We start from the raw sequence: 12713 nt of genomic DNA, 5'->3' as shown, positions 1-12713 counted from the left end.
TGCAGAGCCGGGGCCTATGTTGCAGCACGTGCTGTAGCCCGCTGGGTCCCGGCTCTGCGCAGCAGCGCAAGAACGCTGCAGCGCGTCCGGGACACGAGAGGGATGCGCGTCATAGCCACACAATCCGTCATTGCGAGGAGCGAAGCGACGAAGCAATCCAGACTGCCTCCGCGGAGAGATTCTGGATCGCTTCGCTTCCGCTCGCAATGACGGAGCAAGTTGCACCATCGCGATTGCCCAACTGACACTTGATCTGCAGACACGGCCTCGCATTCTCGCGACTCATTTCGCCCGAGCTTTGCTCTCTTCGTTGCCCCATCTCGCAAGAAAGGGCGCAGGGAAGGCCGGGCGCGGCTGGCACCCGCGGTCCCGTGTGCGAGCAAGACGCGCACGGGGTGGACTACAGGTGCAGCCGAGCGACCGGCCTTCCCTGCGCGGATGGTCTTACGGCTTATGTCGCGCTCTCCCCGGGGAGCGATGCACTATTGCCCCCGTCGCCTCGCGGATGGCTGACGTGCGCGCCCGGTCGGGCAACACACATCACCGCAAGACTTGACGCACAGACCCCGGTCGTCAGGACCACACGATTTTGCCGTCCGCGCACATCCCCGCTCCTGTCCCCGATGGCTGGCGTGCGCTCACCTTCGAGGCCGAACGAGGACGCTGTCGACGCCGTGTCGTACCGCGCCTGCTGCTGCTCACGGAGATTCCCGCCCTGCAGCTTGCCCAGCGCGCCGACGCCGTCGCGGCCACCGCACCCTGCCCGCGTCTCGTGACGATCGCGAAACGCCCCTTGTGGCGGGCGGGATGCGCAGAGATCTACGACAAATCCGAATTCTTGTAAAGCGAATTTTAAGACGTCATGCGGCGGCGCGATGGCCAGGCGGCCGCTATTCGACATTCTCCCGGCCATTCGCCCCTGTCCGCCGGCATCGGAACCCAAGAGCATGGTCAGCAGGCGCTGACGATATTGACGCCATTGCCCGCGGCCGGGTGCCGCGGCCGTGATTGATGATCAGCAGCTCTTCTGCTGCAAATGCTGCACGCAGGTGCAGGTCGCCGTCGCCGGATATTTCACGTCATAGTAGGGAAAGCTCGACGTGGCCGGGCTGTTGGTCGAGCAGCGCGGGAACAGGTAGTAGCTGTCGGACAGCTTGACGGTGCCGGCGATGGTGAAGCCGAGGTTGGGCGTGTAGTCATAGGACACCTCGCTCAGGATGAGGGAGATGTTGGCGTTGCTGGTACCGCTCGGCGCGGTAAAGGACGACAAGGTCATCTGCTCACCAACGGTTCGTGCGCCCGACGAGCTCGTCGACTTGCTCCATTGCACCGTCGCCTTGCCATTGCTGTCGGTCGAGACCTCCGAGACCGTGATCGTCATCAGGGAAGAGCTGCCATTCTTGATGGGATATGGGGCCATGATGGCCGTCGCGGCCGCGAGAATGCCGTCCATCTGGGTCGAGGTGACGGCCGTGTTCTGCGTGATCATGTCGGCGACACTGTGCGCGGTCGCGCTGACCTTGACGTTCATGGCCAGCCCGTTGCCGAGCTCGACGCCGCCGACATAGAGCACCAGCATGAACGGGGTCACGATGGCGAACTCCGTCGCTGCAACGGCGCGGACGTCGGTCAACAGCTGCCGCGCGCGAGACGTCAGGGCGGAAATCATCAGGTGGCCGATCATCAGGTGGCTCCTGGCTCGTTCTGGAACGCGGCGGACGACATGATCAGCCGGTTGCCGTTGGAAAGGTTCGAGAGGTTGAAACCGAGCGGCCCGAGGACCACCGGCCACTCGTACATCACGCGGAGAACGACGATGTCGCCGGCATTGCCCGGATCGTATTGCCAGACATTGCTGACCTTGCCCGAGCCGTCGTAGGTCAGGGTGGGCATCGCCGTGTTCGCGGATGTCCACGCGGTCGCCACCTGCACGTCCACCATCAGGCCGCTGCAATTGAACAGGATCACGATCTGATCGCAGACCTTCTGCTTGAAGGCCGCCTGCGACATCTGCGCGGACTGAACCTGTCCGGTCATGACGAGGCGCGCCGACTGGCGCACGATGGTTTCGAGCGTCTGCTGGGCGAAGAAGACGAGAAAGGTCTGGATCAATGCGATGAGGAGGGCGAGGAACGGCGCGGCGACCAGCGCGAATTCGACGGCCGTGGCGCCCCTGCTGTCCCGCGCGAAAGCGGCGCAGCGATTGCGGCGCCTCTTTTTCGTTGCACTACCCGGTCCAGTCATGGCGGCTCTTCTCTACTGCACGAGGCTGGCCGTGCTGGACGCAACCTTGATGAAGAGGTTGGTCAGCGCCGCGGAAATGTCGCCACCGGTCTGAACACTCGCGTACAGACCCGGCGAGGCGCATGATTGCAGCCTCTGCGCGATCTGGCCCGTGGATGAGGACGGATTGTTGAATTGCGCGATGCGGCTGTTGTACCAGCTGTCGCTCGGAAGTTGCAGATACTCGGTATAGAGAACCGCGATGCGAATGCCGCGGTTCTTGATCGTCGTGCAGACCGTCGTGTTCAGCGGCTGCTGGCAGCGCACGGTCGTGCTGCTGCCCGTCGGGAGCGGATAGGTGGCATTGGGGTCGCAGGTCCCTGGCTTCGGCATCAGCTTGTCTTCGACACCGTCGGTGACGAGGAAGACCACCTCCTGCGGCGTATCGCCCGCCTGGTTGGTGCCGGTGCCCGGCGCCGGCATCACCGCGTTGACGCCCGTGAGCCCGCCCGAGATGTCCGTGCCGTAGTCAGTGCTGTAGACGCAGTTGCCCTTGCTGTCGGTAACGATGCAGTTCTGGTGGTCGACCGTCATCAGCTGAATGTTGGCGATCTTCGTGCCGGCGGTGGTCGGGGTGGTCAGCGTCTGGATCGTATTCAGGCCGTAGTCGAAGGTATAGATGGCGGCCTTGTAGGCGGTGTTGTTGAGCGCCGACATGCACTGCATGACGCCGCCCGAAACACCCGACTGCGGGCACGACCAGGGCCCCACGAGCAATTGTTTGACGGCATTGGTCACGAGATCGATACGCAGCGCGATGTTGTTGTTGCGCGCGATCGTGAGGTTATCCTTGGTCGAGGATGTTGCGCCGCTGTCCTTTTGCGGGTTCGTCTCGTGACACGCGAACGCGCAGTTCTTCGAACCCGAAGGCTGGTTCTTCGTGGCCGTGATCATGTTGTTGATGTCGGTCTGCGTCGCAGCAATCGCCATTGACGGCGAGTCGTCCAGCAACAGGTAGAAATTCATGTTGGGCGCGCTGGACGCCTTCGCCGTCGCCGAACCGGCCACCTGCCAGGTCTGCTTGCCGAGCACGCCGGGAAAATTGTTCACGGACTGCGCGGTGTAGGAAACCGTGATGCTCCGCGCGAGACCGGAATCCGTGACCGTGATCGTCGGCGTCGGCACGGCCGCCAGACCGGGAAGATTCGCCTTCGCGGCAAAGACGGCGGCCGCAGTCGCCTCGACGACGGCCTTGTCGGTCTGCGTCAGCATCGCAGGCCTCACGGCCGCAATCGCGGCCGCGTCGGCGGCTGCGTTCAATTGCTCGCGCTTGCGCAAGGCCAGCGTGTAGTCGAGCGTCATGCCCAGGAGAAAGATGATAGGGACCATCGTCAGCGCGAAAATGACGGCGACGTTGGCCTTCCGATCTCTCGCGAAACAGAGCACTACGCGGCGGAGCATGACCTTCATCCTGAATGCCGCCGTTGCGGCAAAAACACTTCCCTGAAATCTCGTGATGGGGGAGGCCGCAGCGTTCTTGCTGCCGATCGCCCGCGCGTCGCAGGCCGGAATATGGATATGGCCTTCTTAATCAACACTTACGGGCAATCCACAAACATGGACTGCAGCAAAGGGAGATGTGTCGCATCGAGAAAGAATCATTAACGCCGCCTAAACGCGATCGCAGAGATCGACGGTTAACGGAATCATCCGCGGGGTACCGGCGGGTACACGACGTGCACCGGCAGACGAAGGGCGCGTCAGGCGCGACTTGGGGGCGGCGCAAACAAGACCGCCGAAAACGACCCCATGAACGGTGGTCGACGCAAGAAGCGCCCTGCTCGCCAGGCTTTACGGGCCAAGAACCATATTGCCGTTAGACTCCACGGCGCAAACGTGGACAATACCCCAAACGCACGTTACGTGCGCAGTGCACACCAAGATGCGCCAGGGGAAGCAAATGCCGGCTGCCGGTCCGTCCGAACCCATCATTCCAACCGCTCCGCTGACCGCCCAAATGCGCGATTCGCTGCGCGCGATCGTCGGCGAGAAGGGCCTGATCGAGGACGAGCACGGCAAGCAGCCGTTCGTGACGGATTGGCGCGGACTGCTGGTTGGACGTGCCGGAGCCGTCGTTCGTCCCGGCAGCACCGAGGAAGTCTCGAAAGTGGTCCGGCTCTGCCATCGGCACGGCGTCGCGATCGTGCCGCAGGGTGGCAACACCGGCCTGATGGGCGGGGCCACGCCCTGGCCTGCGCACACCGGCATCGTGCTGTCGCTGGGCCGCATGAACCGCGTGCTGGATGTCGATCCCGTCGGTTACGCGATGACGGTCGAGGCCGGCTGTGTGCTGCAGACGCTTCAGGAGACAGCGGCCGAACACGACAGATTCCTGCCGCTCAGCCTTGGCGCCCAGGGCTCGTGCATGATCGGCGGCAACCTCTCGACCAACGCCGGCGGCGTGCAGGTGCTGCGCTATGGCAATGCCCGCAACCTCGTCCTGGGGCTCGAAGTCGTCCTGCCCAACGGCGAGGTCTGGGATGGATTGCGCGCGCTCAAGAAGGACAACACCGGTTACGACCTCAAGCACCTCTTCATGGGCGCCGAAGGCACGCTGGGCATCATCACCAAGGCCGTGCTCAAGCTATGGCCGGCGCCGAAGGACGTCTGCACCGCATGGCTGGCGATCCGGGATCCACGCGCGGCGCTGGAGATCCTGTCCGAAGCCCATGCCGCGTCCGAGGACAATGTCGGCTCCTGCGAGTTGATGAGCCGCAGCGCGATCGACATGGTGCTGCGCCATATTCCCGGCACCCAGGATCCGCTCAGGGCGGACACCCCGTGGTATCTCCTGCTGGAATGGTCGTCCGCGCGGGCACGCCGGGACGGGACCGAGGGCATGTCCGAGAAGCTGGAGCAGTTTCTCGCCGATCAGCTCGAGGCCGGTCGTGTGCTCGATGCCGCGATCGCTCATACGGTCAGCCAGTCGCGCAACATGTGGCGGATTCGGGAGGGTGTCGCCGAGGCGTCCCGCGCCGAAGGACCTGGGCTGAGCTACGACGTGTCGGTGGCCATTTCCCGGATACCGGAGTTCATCGACAAGGGGACAAAGGCCGTGCTCGACATTCTCCCGAGCATCAGGCCCTACCCGCTCGGACATATCGGCGACGGCAATCTGCATTTCTCGTTCATGGGGCCGGTCGGCATGGATCAGCAGACGCTGGCCCAATACAAGGGCGCGATCACGCGGGCCGTGAACGATCTCATCACTTCGATGGGCGGCTCGATCTCGGCGGAGCACGGCATCGGCATCGACAAGCTCGACGAGCTCAGCCACTACCGGTCGAAGACCGAACTCGACATCATGCGCACCATCAAGCGGGCGCTCGATCCGCAGAACATCATGAATCCCGGCAAGGTGCTGCGACTGTGATCGAGGCTGCGCGGACGGGTGGCAAAGATGTTGCGACCCGTCCGCGGTCTTGTCGAGAGCGGCGTCCGCTGTCCTCAAGCCGTCGAACCGCCGCGCGGGTTGACGATCGTATACCCCCGCAATGAACGCGCATGGATTCGCGTCGAGTGCCCGCCCGAATTGGCGTCATAGGCCAGCCAGACGTCGCCTCCGAGATGCTGCTCCAGGACGAAGACGTGTCCTCGTCGCGCAGCAACCATTCCCGGTGCGGGCGATGTCCGCGGAAAGCGCAGCCAATTGGCCGCAAGATTCAATTCCGGCACGATACGGCCGAACACGCGCAGGGCCGCGCCGCAGCCGCAGAAGGACGAAGGGCAACCGGCCGGACGGCCCCCGACAATGCGAGCGCCGGAGACACTGGAGACGGTCGCCGGCGCGGCGGTGCCCCCAGCATCGGTCACTGTCAGTTGCGTCGAGCGATAGGCTTGTAGTGAGGACCTGGAAATCAGAGAAGATCTGGTCGCTGGTGAGGATCTGGAAGTCCGCTCGCGTCGCGTCTGCGAATACGAGAAGTCGCAAGGCATGGTGACATTGCATTCAGGGGCTTGATGAATACGATAGGGTCGAGCTTCCGAAGCGACACAACCAAAAACAACGAAAAGGCACGCAGAAAATACTCGCTTGAACATTGCAGGACTCCAAATGAGAGGCCCTGCCCCGGTCACCGAGAAATCAATAACAGTTTGGCTGAAATGGGCCTAAAGAGCGGCTGAAAATGGCTGCATTGCGCCCACGACCTGCAATCGTCAAATAGACTACGCGTAGCGGCTGAGACGATTAACTCGCAGTGCACGAATGCCCGCCCAGCGGGTCAAGCTTGCAGCATGCAATCAAGTCGGATTCGCGTCTTGAGCGTTGCGAAGGCAGAACCCGCTGCCGCTCACTGCATCATCGCGGCAGCGATCTTCTCCGCCGACATCAGGACCGGGAAGTTGGTGTTGGCGCAGGGCACCACCGGGAAAATCGAGGCGTCGACGACGCGCAGGCCCTGAATGCCATTGACCCGGCCCTGATTGTCGACCACCGCCATCGGATCGTCGGCCCGTCCCATGCGGCATGAGCAGGAGGCGTGCCAGACGCCGATCGTCGCCTTGCGGACGAAGGCTTCCAGCGCGTCGTCGTCGGTCATCACCTGGTCGAAGGTGAAACCTTCGACCACGAAATTGTCGATCATGTAGTGACGCAGCGCCGCCGGTCCGTCCATCAGGGTCGCGGCGATCTTGGTGAGGATCCTGTTCCTGGTGTTGACCACGCCGATCTTGCGGACCTTGTCGGTGTAGGCGGCCGGGAACGGCTTGTCCGTCACCGCCTTGACCACATCGCTCATCTGCACCGCGGCCATGTTGCGGAAGCCGCTCATCAGGCGATCGAGATCGCGCCGGTCGGACAACAGATTGAACTCGACGATCGGCTCGGCGGACGGATCACGCGAGGCGAGCTTGACCTGGCCGGTCTCCGAATAGGTCTTGTTGACGAAGGTCAGAAGCGAGCCGATCTGCTCGCCGACCGCATGCCAGGCCGACTTCGAGAGCAGGACGACGAACATGTCGCCCTTCGGCACATCAGGCAGCCCCGACGAGTAGCGCAGGCCCAGCTGCATGTGGCGCCTGGTGTGCTCGTTCATGCGCGCGCCGCGGCGGACGAAGGACGACAGCGAGATCGAGGGATGATCCATCAGGCGCTGCCCGACGCCCGGCAGTCCCATCAACACGGGAACGCCCATATCCTTGAGGTGGCCGACCGGCCCGATGCCGGCACGCAAGAGATGCGCCGGCGAATGGATCGCACCGCTGGAGAGGATGATCTCCCGGCCGCGGAATTCCTGCTCGCGTCCATCGACGACAGCTTTCACGCCGACGCAGCGCGTGCCTTCGAACAGCAGCTCCCGCACTTGCGTGTTGGTGGAGATGGTGAGGTTGGTACGCTTGCGGGTGTCGCGATCGAGATAGCCCATTGCGGCCGAGACGCGCTGCTCGGCCTGGTTTGAATGCGTCACCGGGAAAAAGCCGTCGACGAACTCGCCGTTCTGGTCCGGCAGGAATTTGTGACCGGCCTGCTGGAAGGCTTGCGCGAACGCCTCTGAATGCCGCGTCCAATGCTCCCGGGGGATACGACGGACCGGAATCCGGCCGTCCTTGCCGTGGTACGGTCCGTCGAAGTCCAGGTCGCGTTCGACCTTCTTGAAGAAGGGCAGCACGTCATTCCAGTTCCACCCCTCGGCGCCGCGCGCCTCCCATTCGTCGTAGTCGGTCGGCGCGCCGCGATTGGCCATCTGGCCGTTGATCGACGAGCCGCCGCCAAGCACGCGCGCCTGTTCGTATTTGCGCAACGGGGGACGCGATTCGTTCGGATTGTTATGGCTGACGACCTGCGTCGTGACCTTGAGCTCGGTCCAGTGAAAGCGGGGATCGAAATAGGCCGTGCCCGGATAGCTGTCCCTGATCTCGGCCGGCTCGTTGCCCGGTGGGGTGTCCTGCCCGGCCTCGCACAGCAGGACCTTGTTGGCGCTTCTGGCGGAGAGCCGGTGGGCCAGCACGGACCCCGCCGAGCCGCCGCCCACGATGATGAAGTCGTACACGATTGGCGCTTCCTGTTGTTCTTGTTTAGCGAGCTTAGCTCGTTATCGATTGACCATGGAAGGATTTTGGATTGCATCCACGCCAACCTTCTCTCGTGTCCCGGACGCGCTGCAACGCCTCAGGCGTTGCGGCGCTGAGCCGGGACCCAGGCGAGTCCGAGTTCGCTGTTGGATGGGCCCCGGCTCTGCAGCGCACCGCTGCCGGACGATGCGTCGCATCGCCGCGGAAGCGCTGCGCTGCGTCCGGGGCACGAGCTTCACGGCTGGCACAAGGATGCTACGGCCTGATCGTCATGTTCTCCGGCGGCCCCGGCTTGCGCAAGGGCTCCGCCAGCCGGGCGAACTCGCACAGCAGCGACCGCGTCTTCCTGGGATCGATGATCTCCTCGACCCAGAACTTCTCGGCCGAGCGGAACGGCGAGCGCAGCTTGTTGAGGCGCTCCTCGATCTCCCTCAGCTTGCCCGCCTTGTCCTCGGCCGAGTCGATGTCGGCGCGGTAGGCGGCTTCAATGCCGCCTTCGAGCGGGAGCGAGCCCCAATAGGCCGACGGCCAGGCGTAGCGGATCGAGAAACGGTCGGCGGGCTGATGCACCACGCCGGCGACGCCGAAGGCGTTGCGCAGGATCACGGTGCACCAGGGCACGGTGGTCTGGTTGACCGCGGCCATGACGCGGACGCCGTGGCGGATGGTGGCCGCCTTCTCGGCATCGAGGCCGATCATGAAGCCGGGGCAGTCCATGAGATAGACGATCGGCAGATGGAAGGTTTCGGCGAAGTCGACCCAGCGCACCACCTTCTGGCAGGCATCGGCCGTCCAGGAGCCGCCATAGTGGAAGCTGTCGCTGGCCAGCAGCAACACCGCCCTGCCCTCGAGCCGCGCGAGGCCGACGATAACAGGCTTGCCGAAATTCCTGGAGACCTCGAAGAACGAGCCCTTGTCGACGACGGACTCGATGATGGGCCGCATCTTGTAGACCTGCTTGCGGTTGCGCGGCACCGCATTCATCAGCGCCTCATCGCTGCGTTCGGGATCGTCGCTGCAGGGCAAGGTCGGCGGCAGCTCGTAGACCGATGACGGCAGATAAGAGAGGAAACGCCGCGCGCAGGCGAATGCCTCCTCCTCGGTGTCGACCGCATGATCAATCGCGCCGGCGCGGGTCTGGATGTCGGCGCCGCCGAGCTCCTCCTTCGTGAGGTCCTGCCCCAGCGCCTTCACCACCGGCGGGCCAGCGACGAACATCGCGGACTTACGGGTCATGATGGAATAGTGGCTGGCGGCAAGACGCGCGGCACCCAGGCCCGCTACCGAGCCGAGACCGAGTGCGACCACCGGCACGCGCGACAAATTTTCCGTCGTGAAACGATACCAGCGCGTGCCGCCGATGCCGCCCGGCAAATTCGCCGCGCCCTTGGTCTCGATGGTCTTGACCGAGCCGCCGCCGCCGGAGCCCTCGATGATGCGGATGATGGGCAGGCGAAAGTCGTGCGCCATCTCCTCCGCCATCAGCGGCTTTGCGGAGATCGACGCATCGGCCGAGCCGCCGCGCACCGTGAAATCGTCGCCGACCACGACCACGGTGCGGCCGTCGACACGCGCACGGCCGAACACGCAGTTCGCCGGCGTCAATTTCTGCAGCTCGCCGCTGGAATCGTACTCGCCGATGCCGGAGACGGCACCGATCTCGTGAAAGCTGCCTTTGTCGATCAGCTTGTCGATACGCTCCCGAACAGTCAGCCGGCCCTGGTCATGCTGTCGCTTGACCTTGTCAACGCCGCCCATCTCCCGCGCGAAGGCTTCGCGCCGGGCGAGCTCGTCGAGTTCCGGCTTCCAGTTCATTCACTCCCTCCGAATTGATCGGCTTGTTATTGTTGTGCACGGCCATGGCGACCGGCCTGCGCGAGATGCGGTTGTTGAAGGCGTCGCCTTCCGCGCCTTCCATCAGGCTGCCGAGCGAGCGGCCAAGCTCGAGCATCAGCGGGGCGACTTCGTCATGCAGACGCTGCTCGTCATACATCGCGGACAGAAGGCCGATCGTGATGACCACGAAGGTCTGGTATTGCGGCGACCAGATCGGCACCGCGAGGCCGTTGATGTGCGGACTCCACAAGCCGCAGGCCGTGACGTAGCCGCGCTCATGCAGCGATTGCCGGTTGGCCTCGATGCGAGGCCTCAGGATCTTGGCGGCCTCGGGCGCTTCCCGTTCCATGTCGGCGACGAAGGCATCGCCGACCTCGGGCGCCAGGGCCGCGGTGTAGGCCGCGCCCGCGGCGGTCGAAGCCATCGAGATGCGGCTGCCGGTGCCCTCGTGCAGGCCGAGCGCGGTCGCCGAGCGCGCGAACTGGAGATAGACGAGATGGAAGCGATCGGGAACGACGAAGCCGACGGTGCCCGGCAGTTGCTCGGCAACTTCCTGGAGCCGTTGCCGGATCATGCTGCGCAGCTGCGCGCCCTTCATCATCGAGGCGCTCATCGCCACCGCGCTCGGGCCGATGCGATATTTCTGATCGCGCGGCAGATAGACGAGCTGGCCCATGCGGGTCAGCGTGTGCGTGAGCCGCGACACCGTCGAGCGCGGCAGCCCGCAGCGGTTCGAAATCTCGAGATTGCCGAGCCTGCTATCGTGGCCCTCGAAGCATCGCAACACGTCAAACGCGCGCGAGACCACCTGGATGACATCACCCTCACCGGCATCGCCAGCGAGCATGCCTTGCCTACTCAACCGCTCCGATCGTCGTCCCATGTTTCCTACCGCCTGTTCCGCTCTGCGGAATTAAATTCCACTTGAAGACGACGCTACCTCAGGCATTTTGCGACGACAACAAAAAGGGATGGCATGCCAGAAATTAAGATCATCACGGAGGTCGCGGGACGCATCTGCGCAACTCCCGTGCAAGTTGGAGGAACCGTTGCCGATGGCGATGAAATTGTGGTCGTCGAAGCGATGAAGATGGAGATCCCGGTGTCCTCGCCCGCGAGCGGCACCATCACATCGCTGCTCGTCAAGCTCGACGACGTCGTTGCCGAAGGACAAGCGATCGCGATTGTCGCGAACTGACCCTCTCCGTCATTCCGCGACAATCTGTCAGTCTCATTCCCGCATGCACGGTACGGCGTTGCCATCGCCTGATGGCGGTGACATGATCTGTTGCAAGCAAAACGTTGTTTCAAACAAAGAAAGAAATCTTCGCGGCAAAGCGAGGATCATTGGAGGGAAACATGCTTCGTGGGCTGCTCGTGCTCGCGCCTGCCTTGGTGGCGGGCATTTCTTTTGCGTCTACACGCTATTCGTTCGCCGAAGACATCAAGCTGCCGGCGACATTGACGTTCACCGCCTACGACACCGGCACCGCCGGCTTCAACATCGCGGTCGGCGTCGGCAAGATGATGAAGGACAAGTACGGCACCGACGTGCGCGTGCTCCCCGCAGGCAACGACGTCGCCCGCCTCGCGCCACTGCGCGCCAAGCGCGCGGCGTCCGCAGCGATGGGATCCGGCACCTATTTCGCGCAGGAAGGTGTGTTCGAGTTCGGAGCGAAGGAATGGGGCCCGCAGCCGCTCCAGATCCTGCTTTCGACCGTCGACTGCAATTGCGGCTCGCTCGGCGTCGCCGCCGACACCGGCGTGAAGGAGCTGAAAGACCTCAAGGGCAAGCGTGTCGGCTTCGTGGTCGGCTCGCCGGCGCTGAACCAGAACTCGCTCGCGGTGCTGGCCTTCGCCGGGCTGACGCAAAAGGACGTCAAGGCCGTCGAGTTCGCCAGCTACGGCGCGATGTGGAAGGGCCTGATCAACAACGACGTCGATGCCGCCTTCGGCACCACCATCACCGGCCCCGCCAAGGAAGCCGAGACCTCGCCGCGCGGGCTGATCTGGCCGCCGCTGCCCGCCAAGGACAAGGAGGGCTGGGCGCGAATGCAGAAGGTCGGCTCGTTCTTCTTCCCGCAGCTTGCGACCTGCGGCGCCGGCATCTCGCCGGAGAAGCCGGTCGAGCTCGGCAACTATCCCTATCCGATCTTCGTCGCCTATGCCTCGCAACCGGCCGACCAGGTCTATGCGGTGACCAAAGCCATGATCGTGAACTACGACGCCTACAAGGATTCCGCGCCCGGCGCCGGCGGGCTAGCGGCCGGGCGCCAGACCAAGAACTGGGTGGTGCCTGTACATCCCGGCGCCGTGAAGGCGCTGAAGGAAGCCGGCCAATGGAGCGACGCGCAGGAGGCGCACAACAACAAGCTGATCAAGCGCCAGGAGGTACTGGCAGCCGCGTGGGCCGATTACGGCAAATCCAGTCCGCCGTCCGACGACAAGGCCTTCCTCGACGGCTGGATGAAGGCGCGCGCCGCGGCGCTTGCCAAGGCCGGCATGCCCAACGGGTTCGAAGAATAGAAGGTGGTGATACCAGCGCCCATTGCACCAGCCAGCGTTCAATAGCCCACGCGCGG

10 protein-coding genes are annotated in these 12713 nt (G+C 63.9%); 3 read left to right on the top strand and 7 right to left on the bottom strand.

Annotated elements, in window-relative coordinates:
- Positions 1-1015 precede the first annotated feature (1015 nt).
- Genes XH87_RS17010 through XH87_RS17000 form a run of 3 tightly spaced genes read right to left on the bottom strand, consistent with a single transcriptional unit; the run spans position 1016 to position 3684 of the window.
- Positions 1016-1669 carry a TadE/TadG family type IV pilus assembly protein gene (locus XH87_RS17010; RefSeq protein ID WP_035706166.1) on the bottom strand — a complete coding sequence of 218 codons (654 nt, stop codon included), beginning with the start codon at positions 1667-1669 and terminating at the stop codon, positions 1016-1018.
- Between the two features lie 14 nt (positions 1670-1683).
- On the bottom strand, positions 1684-2244 hold the full coding sequence (locus XH87_RS17005; protein ID WP_035706169.1) for a TadE/TadG family type IV pilus assembly protein: 561 nt from the start codon (positions 2242-2244) through the stop codon (positions 1684-1686).
- Between the two features lie 12 nt (positions 2245-2256).
- Complete coding sequence (locus tag XH87_RS17000) at positions 2257-3684, bottom strand: TadE/TadG family type IV pilus assembly protein (protein WP_035706236.1); 1428 nt, start codon at positions 3682-3684, stop codon at positions 2257-2259.
- Between the two features lie 499 nt (positions 3685-4183).
- On the opposite strand from XH87_RS17000, the gene XH87_RS16995 reads away from it, so the two are divergent.
- Positions 4184-5656, top strand: coding sequence for an FAD-binding oxidoreductase (locus XH87_RS16995; protein WP_271588157.1), 1473 nt, complete (start codon positions 4184-4186; stop codon positions 5654-5656).
- Between the two features lie 74 nt (positions 5657-5730).
- Here the strand turns inward: XH87_RS16995 and XH87_RS16990 are convergent, their stop codons facing one another.
- The 4 genes from XH87_RS16990 to XH87_RS16975 all read right to left on the bottom strand — a co-directional run bounded on the left by XH87_RS16990 (position 5731) and on the right by XH87_RS16975 (position 11014).
- Entirely contained in the window at positions 5731-6324 is a 594-nt protein-coding gene (locus XH87_RS16990; RefSeq protein ID WP_035706177.1) for a hypothetical protein, read from the bottom strand.
- 251 nt (positions 6325-6575) lie between these two features.
- On the bottom strand, positions 6576-8273 hold the full coding sequence (locus XH87_RS16985; protein WP_271588156.1) for a GMC family oxidoreductase: 1698 nt from the start codon (positions 8271-8273) through the stop codon (positions 6576-6578).
- 277 nt (positions 8274-8550) lie between these two features.
- The gene (locus tag XH87_RS16980) at positions 8551-10110 is read right to left on the bottom strand and encodes an acyl-CoA carboxylase subunit beta (RefSeq protein ID WP_271588155.1); all 1560 of its coding nucleotides are present in this window, start codon (positions 10108-10110) and stop codon (positions 8551-8553) included.
- Positions 10040-11014, bottom strand: coding sequence for an IclR family transcriptional regulator (locus XH87_RS16975; protein ID WP_035706186.1), 975 nt, complete (start codon positions 11012-11014; stop codon positions 10040-10042). The genes XH87_RS16980 and XH87_RS16975 overlap by 71 nt, the downstream gene beginning before the upstream one ends.
- Before the next feature lie 93 nt (positions 11015-11107).
- Here XH87_RS16975 and XH87_RS16970 point away from each other — a divergent pair, with 93 nt between their 5' ends.
- Both XH87_RS16970 and XH87_RS16965 read left to right on the top strand, forming a co-directional pair.
- Positions 11108-11329 carry an acetyl-CoA carboxylase biotin carboxyl carrier protein subunit gene (locus XH87_RS16970; protein WP_035706189.1) on the top strand — a complete coding sequence of 74 codons (222 nt, stop codon included), beginning with the start codon at positions 11108-11110 and terminating at the stop codon, positions 11327-11329.
- A 161-nt stretch (positions 11330-11490) separates the two neighbouring features.
- A complete protein-coding gene (locus tag XH87_RS16965) occupies positions 11491-12657 on the top strand; it encodes a TAXI family TRAP transporter solute-binding subunit (protein WP_271588154.1) in 1167 nt (388 codons plus the stop codon).
- Positions 12658-12713: the final 56 nt, after the last annotated feature.

Source organism: Bradyrhizobium sp. CCBAU 53415, assembly GCF_028128735.1.
Lineage (GTDB): Bacteria > Pseudomonadota > Alphaproteobacteria > Rhizobiales > Xanthobacteraceae > Bradyrhizobium.
The sequence above is the reverse complement of the archived record's forward strand: the minus strand, read 5'-3'. Positions and strand labels throughout refer to the sequence as shown.